The sequence below is a fragment of the Mesorhizobium sp. M0923 genome (assembly GCF_040319365.1).
In the GTDB taxonomy this organism is placed as follows: Bacteria; Pseudomonadota; Alphaproteobacteria; order Rhizobiales; family Rhizobiaceae; genus Mesorhizobium.
This window is the reverse complement of the sequence record NZ_JAMYNW010000027.1, coordinates 26371-41325: the sequence shown is the minus strand read 5'-3', so window position 1 is coordinate 41325 and position 14955 is coordinate 26371. Positions and strand designations below refer to the sequence as shown.

Annotated in this window: 11 protein-coding genes and 1 pseudogene; 3 read left to right on the top strand and 9 right to left on the bottom strand. The window is 61.9% G+C overall.

Annotation, left to right across the window (positions count from 1 at the left end; translation table 11 throughout):
- Window positions 1–73 precede the first annotated feature (73 nt).
- The 9 genes from NKH89_RS30820 to NKH89_RS30780 all read right to left on the bottom strand — a co-directional run bounded on the left by NKH89_RS30820 (window position 74) and on the right by NKH89_RS30780 (window position 8987).
- Complete coding sequence (locus NKH89_RS30820; RefSeq protein WP_352483923.1) at window positions 74–904, bottom strand: BtpA/SgcQ family protein; 831 nt, start codon at window positions 902–904, stop codon at window positions 74–76.
- Complete coding sequence (locus NKH89_RS30815; RefSeq protein ID WP_352885508.1) at window positions 901–1809, bottom strand: ribokinase; 909 nt, start codon at window positions 1807–1809, stop codon at window positions 901–903. The genes NKH89_RS30820 and NKH89_RS30815 overlap by 4 nt, the downstream gene beginning before the upstream one ends.
- Before the next feature lie 3 nt (window positions 1810–1812).
- On the bottom strand, window positions 1813–2583 hold the full coding sequence (locus NKH89_RS30810; RefSeq protein WP_352911016.1) for a glutamine amidotransferase: 771 nt from the start codon (window positions 2581–2583) through the stop codon (window positions 1813–1815).
- Window positions 2584–2610: 27 nt separating this feature from the next.
- Window positions 2611–3699, bottom strand: coding sequence for a phosphotriesterase family protein (locus NKH89_RS30805; RefSeq protein WP_352548567.1), 1089 nt, complete (start codon window positions 3697–3699; stop codon window positions 2611–2613).
- 4 nt (window positions 3700–3703) lie between these two features.
- Window positions 3704–4708, bottom strand: coding sequence for an ABC transporter permease (locus tag NKH89_RS30800; RefSeq protein WP_352483919.1), 1005 nt, complete (start codon window positions 4706–4708; stop codon window positions 3704–3706).
- Window positions 4705–5502 carry an ATP-binding cassette domain-containing protein gene (locus NKH89_RS30795; RefSeq protein ID WP_023721835.1) on the bottom strand — a complete coding sequence of 266 codons (798 nt, stop codon included), beginning with the start codon at window positions 5500–5502 and terminating at the stop codon, window positions 4705–4707. The genes NKH89_RS30800 and NKH89_RS30795 overlap by 4 nt, the downstream gene beginning before the upstream one ends.
- Window positions 5503–5576: 74 nt before the next feature.
- Window positions 5577–6515 carry an ABC transporter substrate-binding protein gene (locus NKH89_RS30790; protein ID WP_352548563.1) on the bottom strand — a complete coding sequence of 313 codons (939 nt, stop codon included), beginning with the start codon at window positions 6513–6515 and terminating at the stop codon, window positions 5577–5579.
- Between the two features lie 115 nt (window positions 6516–6630).
- Window positions 6631–7242: a cupin domain-containing protein gene (locus NKH89_RS30785; RefSeq protein WP_352483916.1), complete on the bottom strand. Its 612-nt coding sequence runs from the start codon at window positions 7240–7242 to the stop codon at window positions 6631–6633.
- A 365-nt stretch (window positions 7243–7607) separates the two neighbouring features.
- Window positions 7608–8987 (bottom strand): tetratricopeptide repeat protein, encoded by a 1380-nt coding sequence (locus NKH89_RS30780; RefSeq protein ID WP_352548561.1) that lies wholly within the window; start codon window positions 8985–8987, stop codon window positions 7608–7610.
- 808 nt (window positions 8988–9795) lie between these two features.
- Between NKH89_RS30780 and NKH89_RS30775 the strand changes: the two genes are divergently transcribed.
- The 3 genes and pseudogenes from NKH89_RS30775 to NKH89_RS30765 all read left to right on the top strand — a co-directional run.
- On the top strand, window positions 9796–13215 hold the full coding sequence (locus tag NKH89_RS30775; protein ID WP_352911013.1) for an AAA family ATPase: 3420 nt from the start codon (window positions 9796–9798) through the stop codon (window positions 13213–13215).
- Between the two features lie 97 nt (window positions 13216–13312).
- Entirely contained in the window at window positions 13313–14578 is a 1266-nt protein-coding gene (locus NKH89_RS30770; RefSeq protein ID WP_502896961.1) for an ABC transporter substrate-binding protein, read from the top strand.
- Window positions 14579–14834: 256 nt separating this feature from the next.
- Window positions 14835–14936: pseudogene (locus NKH89_RS30765) on the top strand (SEC-C metal-binding domain-containing protein); the annotation flags it as partial.
- Window positions 14937–14955 lie beyond the last annotated feature (19 nt).

The following is a 14955-nucleotide window of genomic DNA, read 5'->3' as shown; positions in this document are numbered from 1 at the left end:
GGCGAGCCCGAAGAGCTCCCGCCCCTCGCGCGGGTGACTGCGGCCCTTCCGTGCGGTGGGGGGGTGAAGTCAGCTATCGCCTCAGACCACCCATGAACGCCTTTACTCGAGCAGAGTCGACTTGGTTCCACCAGACGCCGTCGTGCTTCAGCGCGCTGGCGATGATGACCCCGTCGACAATGGCGAGGATATCGTTGGCGTTGTCCGGCGTCACGCCGCTGCCGACCAACGTCGGCAGGCCGGCGGCCTGCTTGATCATGCTTATGTAGCCCAAATCCGCGGCGTGGCCGGTGCGCTGGCCGGTGGCGATGATGGCGTCGGCGTCGAAGAAGACCAGGTCTTTGACCAGTTCCTCCACTGGGCGGTCGGCGACGATGGCGTGTGCGCCATGCTTGACATGGGCATCGGCGAAAATGCGGATGCCGTTGGCGCGCAGCCTGGCGCGGTAGCGTGCCGCACGGCCCGATTCGCCTTCGACAAAGCCCTCATTGGCGACATAGGCATTCGCCCACTGATTGACGCGGACGAAGCCGGCGCCGGCGGCGCTAGCGATCGCCAAGGCCGGGATGGCGGCATTGGCCAGCACATTGATGCCGATCGGCTTGCCGAGCTCGCGGCGGATGCGGTCTGAGACGACAGCCATATAGGCCGCCGTCTCCGGTCCGATATCGTCAGGCTTGGCGAAGGGGATGTCGCCATGGTTCTCGACGATGACGCCGTCGCAGCCGCCATCGAGATAGGCCCGGGCATCGTCGAGCCCGCGCTGGTAAATCGCCTCGATCGCCTCGCCATCATAGCGCGGCGCGCCGGGCAGCGGCGCCAGGTGAACGACGCCGATCACCACCTTGGTGCGGCCGAAAAGGTCCACGAGCGCGTCGCCGCCGGATTGGCCGATCTGGGTCATGAGAGCTCCATTTGATCGATGAGCGCCGCCATCTCGGAGGCGGAAGGACAGGATGCCAGCGTGCCCGGCCGTGTCACGGCGATTGCGGCGGCGGCGAGCGCCAGCTCCAGTGCCGAGGTGACCGGCATGCCCCGGGCAAGCCCGCCGGCGAGGCAGCCGCAGAACACATCGCCGGCGCCGCTGGTGTCGAGTGCTTCGACGCGCGGCGCCGGCAAGCGAAGCGGTTCCGTCTGGTCCGGACCAAGCACGAGACAGCCTTCGCCGCCGAGCGTGATCACGACAATACCTGCGCCTCTGGCCGCCAGCGCCCGGGCGGCGGCTGCCATATCGCTCTGGCCGGTCAGGGCTTGCGCTTCGGATTGGTTGACCACCAAAACCTCCGCCAGTCCGAGATCGGGCACAGATGCCGCATCGATGGGGCTGGCGTTGAGGACGGTGCGCGCGCCGTTTTCCATTGCTGCTCGGAGGCAGGCATTGGTCGCGGCGAGGGGCAAATTTCCCTGGCAGACGAGCATGTCGCCGGGCGCGATCCAGCGGGCAAGCGCAGTTTGTTCTATCGGATCGAACGCTTCGCTGCAGGCGACGCCGCTGACGATAAAATTCTCGCCGCCTCCATCGACGACGATGGTCGAGCGGTCGCTCGGCAGCTCGAATTCGCTGACCTCGAGGTCTGACAGTTCGCTGTCGAGCCAGCTCCTGATCCATGCGCCTTCGCGGTCCTTGCCGAGCGCCGTCCAGAACGTCACCTCTGCACCAGTCCGCGCTGCCGCGACCGCCTGGTTGGCGCCCTTGCCGCCGAGGCCGTCAGCGTAGCTCACGGCGTTCAAGGTCTCGCCCACGGCCGGGAAGCGGCCGACGCGAAACATGGTGTCGACGCAGGCATTGCCGACGACGTGGACGCGCATGGCTCAGCTCTCACCGGTCGCCCAGCCCAGCGTCTGTTCGAACAGGGTCTTGTAGCCTGGCCAGGCGATGAACTGCGGCGGCAGCCAATGCGGCCCGACATCGGATGTCCAGGCCACGGTGCGGCCCTTGCCATAGTGGCCGGTGACGAGCAGCGGCAGTGAGCCATAGTCCGACGACACGGTAGCCAGAACTTCCGCACCGTCCTTCAGCCTCACCTCGTTGAAGCCGAGCAGGATCGGCCAGTCCGAACCAATGCCCCTGAGGATGGGATGTGTCGACCCTGGTTTCGGTACGGGCGCAAAACCTTCCGGAACCTCGACGCGGTCGTCATAGGCCAGGCAGCTCACAGGCAGCACGTCCTCGACCGGCGTCTTGCGGTAGCGCGCCCCGCCGTTGATGCCCTGGAAACTATAGTAGCCGCCGAACATCAACAGACCGCCGCCGCCGCTGACATAATCGCGCAGCAGGCGCAGGCGGTTCGGTGTCGGCTTCGAGTGGACCCAGGTGTCGGGATGCAGCAGCAGCGTGTTGGCGCCGATGTCGGATAGCACGACCGCGTCATAGGCCGACAGCGCCTCCATCGTCTGCGGAAAGCCGCGCTGCGCCTCATGCGCCGGCATGAAGGTGACGTCGAAATCGGTCGCCTTCAGCGCGCCCAGCAATTCGTCGGGGCCGGTGTGGTAGGTGACGGTCGGAAACTGGTCAAAACCCTTGATATGGGTCGCGGTCGACACCCAGGATTCGCCGGCAAGCAGGATCTTCTTCTTGGACATTTGAACTCCCGTGTAATTCCAGGCCGCTTAGAGCCGCGCGAATACGCTTTTCGGATTGGCGATCAGCATGCGGTCGATGGCCGCCTGCTCGACGCCGTGGCGTTTCAGGCGCGGTATGAAATGCTTCAGGATATAGCCATAGCCGAAGCCGCCGAAGCGCGTCAGCATGATCTTGAGGAAGACATCCTGCGACAACAGCAGGCGGTCGCCGAAACCGGCCTCGACAAGGGCGGCGATGGCGCGTGCGTTCTCCTCGTCGGAGGGCGATTGCGCGTCCTGGTCGGCATAGTAATAGTCCATGCCGATCATGTCGTATTCGAGGAACGCGCCGCGCCGGGCGAGGCTTGTCTGGTAGTCGGGGTCGTCGTGGCTCGGGTTCATGTGACAGAGCACGGTATGGCGGAGATCGGCGCCCTCGGCCTCGACGATATCGAGCACCTCGTGCGCCAGCCGCTCCCAGCCCGGCAGATGGATCGACAGCGGCACGCCGGTGATGCGCGAGGCGCGCGCCGAAGCTGTCAGCGACTTGCGCTCCTCGGCGGTGAAATCCTTGCTGACGCCGACCTCGCCGATCAGCCCGGCCATGATCGGCGGCTGCGTCTCGCCGCCGCCGACATCGTTGACGATGAATTCGGTCACCGCGTCCACATCCATGGCCTTCAGCCATTCGGGATGGGTGTGCTCAAGATAGAAGCCGGTGCCCATGACGATCTTCAGGCCGGACATGCGGCTGATACGGGCGAGCTTTTCGGGATCGCGGCCGATGCCGATATTGGTGGCATCGACGACGGTGTGGCCGCCCAGTGCGCGATAGCGCTGTAGCTCTGACAGCGCCAGGTCGGCGTCGTCGAGCGAAACGTTGTCGCGGTTGACGTATGGGTTCATGCGCAACTCGCCGATGATCTCGATGTTCACCGGCTGCTCGGCGACCGCCATGTCATCGGGATGGCAGGGGCATTTCCAGCTGCGTGCGCCATCGAGCAAGATGTGCTCGTGCATCAGCGTGATGCCCATCTCCTCGACCGGAACCGGGCCGAGCACAGTCATCACATGGCCGGTTTCGACCCCGATCGCCAGCCGCTGGCCGGGCACCGCGTCATCGAACAGACCGCCCATCGGCTCAACGGCTCCGCACGGCGCCGCGGAACAGGCGGAAGTTCAGCCAGATGGCGACCAGGATGATCGTTCCGGTGACAATCGGCGTCAGGAAAGGCGACAGATGCGCCAGGATCAGGCCGTTGCCGATGACGGCCACGGTCAGCGCGCCGAGCACCGTGCCAATGATCGTTCCGCGGCCGCCGAACAGGCTGGTGCCGCCGAGCACGACGGCGGCGATGACTTCCAGCTCGAAACCCTGTCCGGCATTCGAAGATCCCGATCCAAGCCGGGCAGCAATGATGATCCCGGCAAGGGCTGCCGCGGTGGCGGAAATCACATAGACGAAGAGCGTCGTCTGCCGCGTGTTGACGCCGGCGCGCCGCACCGCCTCAGCGTTGGCACCGATGCCGGTGACATAGCGGCCGAACGGCGTCTCGTTGAAGGCGAGATAGGCGATGGCCAGGATCGCCAGCGCGATCAGCGCCGGCACCGGCACGCCAAGGAACCAGGCACGGCCCAGCACGGTGAAAGCGCTTCCGGGCTCGATCGGGATCGAATAGCCGCCGGTGATCAGCAGCGCCACGCCACGGATCACCGAAAGCCCGGCAAGCGTGACGATGAAGGACGGGATGCCCTCATAGGCGACGAAATAGCCTTGCACCGCGCCAAGCAGGGCACCGAGCGCCAACATGGCGAGGATAACGACTGACCATGGCAGGCCGAACTGCAAGAGCGTCGCCGACAGCGTTGCCACCAGCGCCAGTACCGAGCCGACCGAAAGATCGATGCCGCCAGTGGTGATGACGAAAGTCATTGCCGCGGCGACGATCAGCAGCGGCGCCGACTGCCGCAGGATGTTCAACAGATTAGGCGACGTCAGAAAGGCGTCGGTCGCCACCGAGAAGATGATGCAGACGACCAGAAAGAACAGCGCGATCGAGACGACACTGCCATTGGCGAGCAGCGCATCGCGCCAGGTGCCCTTGCGCACTCGTGAGGGCTGGGCAGCGTGGATCGCATCGCTCATGCCGGCGCTCCACCGCGATAGCCGTTGGTGGCGGAACGCGCACTGAATTTGCGGCCGACGATCAGATTGACCACGTCCTCGATATTGGTCTCGCCGATCAGCCGCTCGGCGACATTGCGCCCTTCATACATGACCTGGATGCGGTCGCAGACGAGGAACAGGTCCTGCAGCCGGTGGGTGATCAAAATGACGCTGACACCGCGCGCGCTGACCGCGCGGATCAGTTCGAGCACCGCCTCGACCTCGGCCACCGCAAGCGCTGCCGTCGGCTCGTCCATGATCAGCACGGCCGGCTCGAACGAGGCGGCGCGGCCGATGGCGATCGACTGGCGCTGCCCGCCGGAGAGGTTTTCGACCTTGAGCCGCGTGTCGGCAATGACGATACCGAGCCGATCGAGCATCTGGCGCGTCTCGTCGTGCATGCGCTTCTTGTCGAGAAAGGAAATGCCGGCGATGCGGCGGCGCGGCTCGCGGCCGAGAAACAGATTGCCGGCGACATCGACCGTGTCGCAGAGCGACAGGTCCTGGTAGACCATCTCGACGCGCGCCGCACGTGCGTCCGCCGGCGAGCTGAAGATCACCGGCTTGCCGTCGATCTCGATGGTGCCGGCGTCGGGAACCACAGCCCCCGACAGCACCTTGCTCAATGTCGACTTGCCGGCGCCATTGTCGCCGACCAGCCCCAGCACCTCGCCCGGCTTCAGCGTCAGCGACACATCATCGAGCGTCTGGATGGCGTTGTAACGCTTTGAGATGCCGCTCATCCGCACCCGATAGGTCTGGCCACTGCTCATCTGGGATTCCACGCGATTGCCAGGTATCCGCGGCGCAGCTTCAGGCGGCGCCGCGGCTCGGTCGCCGACGCAGTTTACTTGAACATCGCGCGGTATTGGTCGACATTCTTCTTGGTCACGATCGTCACCGGGATATTGATGATCGGGTCGATTTTCTCGCCCTTCTTGAGCTTGCCCAACGCTTCGACCGCGGCCTTGCCTTCGCCTGCCGGATCCTGCTGCACGACCGCCACCACCCAGCCGTCGTCGATGCCCTGAACGGCCTGCTTGGTCAGATCCCAGCCGAACACCTTGACGTCGCCGGTGCGGCCCTGGCTGGTCACAGCCGAAACGGCGCCGAGCAAGGCGGGTTCGCCGGTTGCATAGAGCGAGTTCATGTCCGGATTGGCGGTCATCAGGTTTTCCGAAGCGCTCAACGCCGTCTCCTGAACGTTTTGGCCGTCGACCGTGTCCAGGAAGGTGACGGCCTGGCCGCTTTCGGTCACCGCCTTCTTGAACCCGTCGAGCCGCTGGTTCTGGATGAATGAATTGAGTGCGCCGACGATGCCGATCTTGGCCTTGCCGCCCATCTCGGTCTTCACATAGTCGGCGTAGAATTTGCCGATGTCGTCGCCCGCCTTGGTGTTGTCCACACCTATGAACGAAACGTTGTCGCCGTCGGGGATCTGCGCGTCGATGGCGATGACGGGAATGCCGGCCGCCTTGGCCGCAGTAATCGCGGGCTTGACGCCGTTGACGTCGATGGCGACCAGAATGATGCCGTCGACTTTCTGCGTGATGTAGTTCTCGATCGCGTCGTTCTGCGCGCTCGGCACATTGTTGGCGTTGAAAATGACCAGCTTGGCGCCGGCGGCGTCGGCTGCCTTCTGCGCGCCCTCGTTGATCTGGTTGAAGAACAGGGCCTGCTGGTTGATGTTGACGAGTGCGAACGTATCGGCAAGCGCCGATCCCATGGCTGCCGAGCCCATGGCAATGGCGGCGGCACAGCCGGCGAGAAGTTTGAACAGACGCATTTTCGGTTCCCCTTGCTTGCGGACCAGACCGGCTGGTTCCGTTGGTGCTACAGGCACGAGGCAAGCATTCAAGAGACTTGAATATTTGTCAATCCAAATGAACGCTGAGCGTTGCTCAGAAAGTCGCCGGCGTGTTGACCCAGAAGATGCTGGCGCGTTCCTTGCCGATATTGCGGTAATGATGCGGCAGCTCCGACCTGAAAACGAAGGCATCGCCGGTGGCGAGAGCATGTCGCTTGCCGTCGACGATCAACTCGATCCGGCCGGCGAGCACGTAGCCGACTTCCTCGCCGGCGTGCTGAATTGGACCTTCGCTCTCGCCGTCTGCCTCGATGTGATGGATGTTGCATTGTAAGAGGTGGCCGGCCGAATACGGGATGATGCGTTCGAGCGAGATTCCCTCGCCGCGCCGTAACGCGTCGAGCGCGATCAACGGCCGCGCGCCGGCCCGGAACACGATCGCCTCGTCGTCGTCGACCTGCTCGAACATCCAGCCGATATTGGTGTCGAGAACCTCAACCAGACGGTGAAGCATGGGCAGGGACGGCGAAGCCTTGCCGTTCTCGATCTTGGACAGCAGGCTTTCCGAGCAATTCGCAGCCGCGGCCAGGCTCTTCAGCGTCATGCCGCGTGTCTGGCGGGCGAGGCGCAGCCGAGTTCCAAGTCTCGCGGCATTTACGGTGGCGTCCGTTTCCGACTCTGGCCGCCGCCGATCGATTTTATTCATCTGTTCGCCAACCATTCAACGGTCAAGGGCAACTATCGCGCGAGCAAAAGACCTCGGCCGACGAATTGCAAGTGCTGATGCGTCAAATTCGAGACTGCAGCCGACCTCCCGCATCTGGCGAATGCTAATCCCGCATGAATCGCGCTGATGACCCCGCGCTCAGTTGTCCTTATCGCATGGCTATCCATCGTGGCCGAAATCGCCAGCCGCTACCGCGTTGCGTCACGTGGCGAGTGGACCTGGAACAACAATGCCTGCAAGACGGCCACACAGCCAATCTACACAACCACGGCCGTGCCGACACGATAAAATCTGGACTGTCACCGAATTCGCGGAGTCCGCCAGAAGTCACCCGCGGCAGCGCCCTATGGAGTTACGCCCAGGGCGCGCAGGCTCTTGGTAGCCGCGACGTACTCGATAAAATCCCTGGGGCAGTGGCGCACGGCTAGCCGGTAATGTCGCAAAGCCTTGTCGGCATTGCCCTTGAGCTGGTGGAATTCCGCCGCGTAGAAATTGGCCTCACACAGATTTCCGCGCCTCCTGCTCGGGACGAGATCGTCGGCCGCGGCCAAGGCTGCTTCGGGCGACTGCTCGCCAAGGAACATGCGAACCAACGGCGCCGGCCATCTGGTCATGTCCAACTTGCTGGCCACACGGCGCAAATGGCTGGCGCCGCCACCGCGCAGCTCGGCCAGATCCGCCCAGATCGCATAGTAGGCATTGTCGGGTGCAAGTGTCGCCGCCATTGTAAGATCGGCTTGCGCTTTGGCCGGTTCCGGGCCGTAGAAATAGTAAATTCCCCTGCTTCCATAAGGGTTGACATAGGTCGGATCGAGCGTGATCGCCTGGCTGTAGTCAGCGACGGCGCGCTCTGCATCACCCTTTGCGCCCCAGGAGATGGCCCGGTTGTTGTAGGCGAACGGGTGTCGGGGGTTGAGTCTGATCGCCTCGTCGAAATCAGCGATGGCGCGGTCGAATTCCCCTATCCTGTTGAAGACGAAGCCGCGGTTGTTGTAGGCCTCCATATATGCCGGATCGAGCTCGATTGCGTGGCTGTAGTCGGCGATTGCGTGAGCGTCGTCGCCCTTGTGAGCCCAGCCGAGACCTCTGTTGTAAAAGGCCATGGCTTTCCCCGAGTCGAGCTCGATCGCCCGGTCGAAATCGCGGATGGCGCTGTCGTTCTTACCCTTCTCGAACCACAGCAGCCCACGCTCGTTGTAGGCATCAGTGTCGTTCGGATCGAGAGCGATGGCGTTGTCGTAGTCCACCATGGCCTGGTCATTGTCACCGCTGTCGATCCAGGCCATAGCCCGGTTGTGGTAAGCGATGGTGCGACTGCCCGGGCTTCGCGTCCTGTCCTCGATGATCCGCGTGCAGGCCGCGATCCGCTGTGAGCCTGCAGCGGCGCCACCGCAATCGTTGCCGTCCTCAACCAAGGTCGGAGCGCCGAGCGCAAGCAGCAAAACGAGACCGGCCAGTACCCGATGTCCCGCTTGAATTGACCGTTCGATTGGCCGCCTGTCAAACATCATGTCAGCAGATTTCGGATCACTATTGCGGGTTGTTGGTCTCCTGCCAATTTGATCAACAAATTCAGGTTCTGCGGAAGGCATCGCCGCTAAGAAGATGGGCTGATAAATATTGACTTGAGCTGATCGCGAGGTTGTGGGCTTGCTCGCGCTCGGGACCGCGCAGCCAAAGTGGGCCTGGACTAGGACGAAATCACGTAAATTGAGCTTCGACAATTCTAAAGAAAGTCCAACAGAATTAATGGCCTGGCACCTTGCGAAGGTGAATTGCGGAAGCGGAGTTTGGTATTTGCCTTAGCGCTTTAGAAGTATAGACACATCGACACGAGGTGCGAAGAAGCAACGCCAATACAGCTGATTGGTTACAACATATTTATTCTCGCAGATATGGTATTGTCCATCCGGGGATTCCTGTACACGGTCCCGTGGGATGGTGAAATTATGCGGCAAATAAGTGTACCCACCGTCTACCCTGGACCGCACCGAAGACCGAGGTACGGCGCGGCAATCCGAACCACCGCAGCATTTGAATTTGGTCTGCGGGTCAATCTTGTCTTCGTACCAATCATGGGCGTTAGCTGCTGTTGCGGCGACGATACACATTGCCGTGAAGATGAGCCTTCGCATGGCATTCCTCAAATATCTGGCAGGCGCTGCTCGTTGGGGTTTCCATGTATATTAGCGTTCCATTGAAAATACCATTGGCCTCCGATCGAGTAACGCAGCTCCAGCCAGCGACGCTCGCAGCCGAAAGACCACGTTGGGTCAGGTCAGGACGACATTTGCGCCGAACAAAGGTCTGCTCTTGTCGCTCCGGTTCGAAAGCCGCCTGTCTGCTCTGCGCCTAATATCCGACATTGAGGCCTCCTGGGTCGTTTCCCGAAAACAGACAGACAGCTCAGGCGGCATGGTGTCCGGGGACCCGTAACTGCCATTCGCCTGGTTCCCGAGCGTATGACGACTCCCCTTCCAATTTGGGATATGGTTCCACACAGCACCCTTAGTGCTTGGTTGGGAGAAGGACGTGGACATCGCGGCATGGCTGAGTAGCCTGGGACTGGAGCGATACGCTCTGGTCTTCCGCGACAATGACATTGAATCCGAGATGCTTCCTCAGCTAACGGCGGAGGATCTGATAGCACTCGGGATCACATCGGTCGGTCACCGGCGCCGGCTGCTTGCCGCTGTGGCTTCATTCGGAGACACATCCGGCCCGTTACTGATCAAAGCATCCTCGCGCGACCGCGGGAGTGCGCCGGCAAGGTCGCCCGAGCATGGTGACGCGCGGCCACCGCACGCCGAACGGCGCCAATTAACAGTCATGTTCGTGGACCTCGTCAGCTCGACCGAGTTGTCGCAGCGCCTCGACCCGGAGGACATGCGGGAGGTTATTCGCGCTTATCAGATCGCAGTGTCGGAAGAGATCACCCGTTACGAAGGGCGAGTCGCCAAGCTCATGGGCGATGGGGTGCTGGCCTATTTCGGTTGGCCGCAGGCGCACGAGGACGATGCCGAACGAGCGGTTCGCTCGGGCATGGCCGCCGCCGCAGCAACGGCCCGACTTACAGCGCCGGGAGGCGAACCGCTGGCTGCCCGCATTGGCATCGCGACGGGACTGGTCGTTGTCGGCGATCTCGTTGGCGAAGGATCGGCACAGGAGGAGGCCGTTGTAGGCGACACGCCTAACCTGGCTGCGAGGCTGCAAGCGCTCGCCGAGCCGGGCAGCGTTGTTGTAGCTGACGGCACGCAACGACTGGTGGCCGGTCTATTCGATATGGTCGATCTCGGTCGCGGGGAGCTAAAGGGCTTCGCAAAGCCGGTCCGCACCTGGCGCATTGTCGGCGAGACAGCGGCAGAGAGTCGTTTCGAGGCGCGGCAGGACATTGTGACGCCGATTGTTGGGCGGGACCAGGAACTCGAGTTTCTGGTTGACCAGTGGCACCGGGCCTGCGCCGGGGATGGCCGAGTGGTGCTGTTGTCTGGAGAGCCGGGCATTGGCAAATCCCGGTTGATCGCGGCGATGGTTGATCGATTGAGCGCCGAGCCGCCTCCGCGGCTACGCTATTTTTGCTCGCCCTATCACATCAACAGCGCGCTCCATCCCGTGACCACGCACGTCGAGCGAGCCGCCGGACTGGATCGTGACGACACTACGGACGTCAAGCTTGACAAGCTTGAGGCCCTGCTCCGCAGCATCGTCCCGGACGTTGCGGAAGCAATGCCTCTATTGGCGACGCTGCTGTCGATCGACACGACTGGCCGCTACCCGCCCACCAGGCTGCCGCCGTCAGCCCAAAAGGCCCGTACTTTGGCTGCCCTTGTCCAACAAGTCGAGGCGCTGGCCGCACGCGAGCCCATCATCGTCCTCGTCGAGGATGCGCACTGGATCGATCCCACGACCGGCGAATGGCTGGATATGCTGATTGGTCGCTTGCGGGACATGCGGGTGCTCCTGATCGTAACCTTTCGACCCGAATTTCCGTTGGGTTGGAATCAATTTTCGCATGTAACCGCCCTGTCGCTCGATCGCCTCGGACCCGATCAAGGAGCAGCGATCATGGATCGCGTGGCAGGTGGAAAGGCGTTGCCGCCGGAGGTAGCCAGCCAGATTCTGGCCAAAACCGAAGGCGTTCCGCTGTTCGTTGAGGAGCTGACCAAGACCGTGCTCGACTCCGGTCTCCTTGTCGACGCGGGCGACCATTACATGCTCTCAGGTCCTCTGCCTCCTCTTGCGATTCCTTCGACGCTCCAGGATTCTTTGATGGCTCGCCTCGACCGACTGGGGGCGGTCAAGGAGGTCGCTCAAATCGGCTCTTGTATTGGCCGCGGCTTCCATCACCGACTGCTCGCTGCCGTGACGGACCCCGACGAAATCCGTCTCCAAGACGTCATGCCGCAGTTGGAAGAATCCGAGCTCGTTTGTCGGCGAGGCGTTCCTCCAGAGGCGACCTATACGTTCAAGCATGCGCTGGTGCGGGATGCTGCCTATCAGAGCCTGCTGAAAAGCCGTCGGCAACAGATTCACGCCAAGATCGCCGCGACGCTAGAGGCGCAATTCCAGGAAGTTGTCGCGACAGAACCTGAAACGCTTGCGCATCACTATACCGTCGCCGGCGTCAATTATCAGGCTGCCGTTTATTGGCTCAAGGCAGGGCAGCTCGCGCTGAAGCGATCTGCCAATCTCGAGGCGGCCTCCCACCTCCGCAAGGGGCTCGAGCTGGTCGGATCATTGCCCGGATCTGAGGACCGCCTGCGACTGGAGCTTTCGCTTGAAAGCGCAACGGGAACGGCAATGATTGCAGCCAAGGGCTGGGGAGCACCAGAAGTCCTTCAGGCCTTTTCGAGCGCGCGGAGGCTTGCCGATACGCTAGGCGACAAGCCGCAAATATTCGCCGCGATGCGCGGCGAGAGCTCCTACCAGACCATTTCAGGCAACCTGCGCGCTGCCAAGATGCTGGGCCACCAATGCCAATCGCTCGGATTGGAACTCGCGCAAGCATCCGATGATTCGGGGTACATCCTCGAAGCACATCACCAACTCTGGGGGATCTACTATTACCTCGGTGACTACGACGCGAGCGAACGTCATGCAAGCCATGGCCTGGCCACTTATGATTACGAGCGACATCGTCACCTTGCTTGGGGCTATGCCGGACACGACCCCGGCGTATGCTGTAGGGCGTTTTCCGCACAGATGCTCTTCATGCGCGGCCATTCGGTCCAGGCGCTCGTACGCTCACGCGATGCAATAGCGCTAGCCGAGCGAGACTCGCATCCGGTCAGCACAGCACAAGCGCAGCTAAGTTTCTGCTTGGTCCACCTGATGCGGCGCGAGCCCGCCGAAGGCCTTCAATGGGCGAAGAAAGCTATCACTCTGTGTGATGAATTCGTCATGCCGTTGCTGCTTGGCCAGGCTCGTGTGTATTTCGGCTGGGCGCTCGCCGGTCTGGGGCAGTTGGAGGAAGGCATTCGCCAAATGCGCCTGGGAATTGCGGGTATCGCCGCGACTGGCGCGGATATGGGCATGGCCTACTACCTTTGCATTCTTGCGCGTAACTGCGGCGAGCGCGGCGATGCAAGCGAAGGCCTTGCCCTCCTGGCGCAGGCCTTCGATACTCTGGGCAAATCGACCTCGAAGTATCAGCTACCAGAGTTATTGCGCACAAGGGGTGAGTTGGTTTCAGCGCTGGACCCAACCGATGAAGCCGCCGAAAGCTGGTTCCAGCAATCTCTCACGGCGGCCCGCGATCAAGGCGCGAAATCCTCTGAACTGAGGGCCGCGCTTCGGCTCACCCGCCTCTATACCGGCCAAGGCCGCAACGACAAGGCGCGGCATATTCTTGCGCCAGTCCACGCCAGCTTCACCGAGGGGTTTGACACGCCTGATCTCGTAGAGGCCAAAGGCCTGCTCCGAATGCTTTCGCATTCGACGGAACGCAGGTGAAGCATTGCATCCGATACGCAAATTCCTAGTTGGACGACGTCGCCGTGGAAGGAGAAGCGATATGCAAACGTGGGCTGGTCTGTTGGTGGGCGCCGCCATGACATTTGCGAGTGGATCGGTTTCGGCAGAAGAGCTCACTATCTTTTGGGCGGAATGGGACCCGGCGAATTACCTTCAGGAACTCGTCAACGAGTATGAGAAGGAAACCGGCGTCAAGGTAACTATTGAAACGACGGCCTGGCCGGGATTCGAAACCAAGGCCTTTGCCGAGTTCAACGCCAAGGGCGACGCCTATGACATGGTCGTCGGCGACTCGCAGTGGCTCGGCGCCGGCTCGACCGGCGGCCACTATGTCGACCTCACCGACTTCTTCGCGAAGCACGATGTAGCCAAACTGATGGCCCCCGCGACGGTGAAAGTCTACGCCGAATATCCCGGCAACAGCGGCAAGTACTGGGCGATCCCGCTCGAAGGCGACGCCATGGGCTGGTCCTACCGCAAGGACTGGTTCGAAGACCCGAAGGAAATGGCAGCGTTCAAGGCCAAGTACGGCTACGACCTCGGCGTGCCGAAGGATTTCAGGGCGCTGCGCGACATCGCCGAGTTCTTCTACCGTCCCGATCAGAAGAAATACGGCGTCGCCATCTACACCGACAATGTCCACGACGGGCTGGCAGGCGGCTTCGAAAGCTTGCTCTTCTCCTACGGCGGCGAGCTTGGCGACTATTCGACCTACAAGGTCGACGGCATCATCAACTCCGACAAGGCGATCGCCGCGCTCGATGCCTACAAGGAACTCTACAAGTTCACGCCTCCGGGCTGGGCCAACGCCAATTTCATCCACGACAACCAGGCGATCACCGAAAACCTGGCCTCGATGAGCATGAACTTTTTCGCGTTCTTCCCATCACTGATCAACGAAGCGAGCAATCCCAACGCCAAGAACACCGGCTTCTTCGCCAACCCGGCAGGGCCGAACGGCGACCAGTTCGCCGCGCTTGGCGGGCAGGGCATCTCGATCGTCTCCTACTCCTCGAAGCAGGCAGAATCCCTGAAGTTCTTGGAATGGTTCATCAAGGATGAGACCCAGAAGAAGTGGGCAGCGCTCGGCGGCTACACCTGCAGCGCAGCCGTACTGAAGTCGGATGAGTTCCAGAACGCCACGCCCTACAACAAGGCCTTCCACGAGACCATGTTCAAGGTGAAGGATTTCTGGGCGGTTCCCGAGAATGCCGAACTACTGCTACAATTCAACCAGCGCGTCTATCCTTATGTGACCGGCGATTCCGGCACGGCCAAGGAAACGCTTGACGCGCTGGCAGCCGACTGGAACGCGACGTTCAAGAAATACGGCCGCCAGTAGGCCGTCTGGCCTTGGAAGGCTGGAGACCAAGCCGCTGGCTAAGAGGCGACTGAGCGGTGATCCATTGCTTTGTCGCTGTTTTGGTGACCTCAATGGCCGCTCCTGGCGCGCAATGCTGCCATCCCTACGCGCGAAAACTATTGGCTACGGGTCAAGGGCGGACTTTGGCTTGGTGCACGGCCAAGGTCTCGATCGGGGAATTGCAGACGTCCCGCTCTAGACGGGCGGCGCGAGCCACCAACCGTCTGTCAATGGTATGACCCAGCGGCACGACTCTGCGATAATCCCAAAAATGAAGACTGGAAGGAATGAGCCGTGCCCTTGCGGGAGCGGCAAGAAGTTCAAGAAATGCTGTTTGAATGCCGCCAAACAGGGTG

Bases quoted from the DNA above. Each gene is read 5' to 3' on its own strand.
- NKH89_RS30820 (WP_352483923.1), bottom strand. From the start codon at position 904: ATGACCCAGATCGGCCAATCCGGCGGCGACGCGCTCGTGGACCTTTTC.
- NKH89_RS30815 (WP_352885508.1), bottom strand. From the start codon at position 1,809: ATGCGCGTCCACGTCGTCGGCAATGCCTGCGTCGACACCATGTTTCGC.
- NKH89_RS30810 (WP_352911016.1), bottom strand. From the start codon at position 2,583: ATGTCCAAGAAGAAGATCCTGCTTGCCGGCGAATCCTGGGTGTCGACC.
- NKH89_RS30805 (WP_352548567.1), bottom strand. From the start codon at position 3,699: ATGGGCGGTCTGTTCGATGACGCGGTGCCCGGCCAGCGGCTGGCGATC.
- NKH89_RS30800 (WP_352483919.1), bottom strand. From the start codon at position 4,708: ATGAGCGATGCGATCCACGCTGCCCAGCCCTCACGAGTGCGCAAGGGC.
- NKH89_RS30795 (WP_023721835.1), bottom strand. From the start codon at position 5,502: ATGAGCAGTGGCCAGACCTATCGGGTGCGGATGAGCGGCATCTCAAAG.
- NKH89_RS30790 (WP_352548563.1), bottom strand. From the start codon at position 6,515: ATGCGTCTGTTCAAACTTCTCGCCGGCTGTGCCGCCGCCATTGCCATG.
- NKH89_RS30785 (WP_352483916.1), bottom strand. From the start codon at position 7,242: ATGAATAAAATCGATCGGCGGCGGCCAGAGTCGGAAACGGACGCCACC.
- NKH89_RS30770 (WP_502896961.1), top strand. From the start codon at position 13,313: ATGACATTTGCGAGTGGATCGGTTTCGGCAGAAGAGCTCACTATCTTT.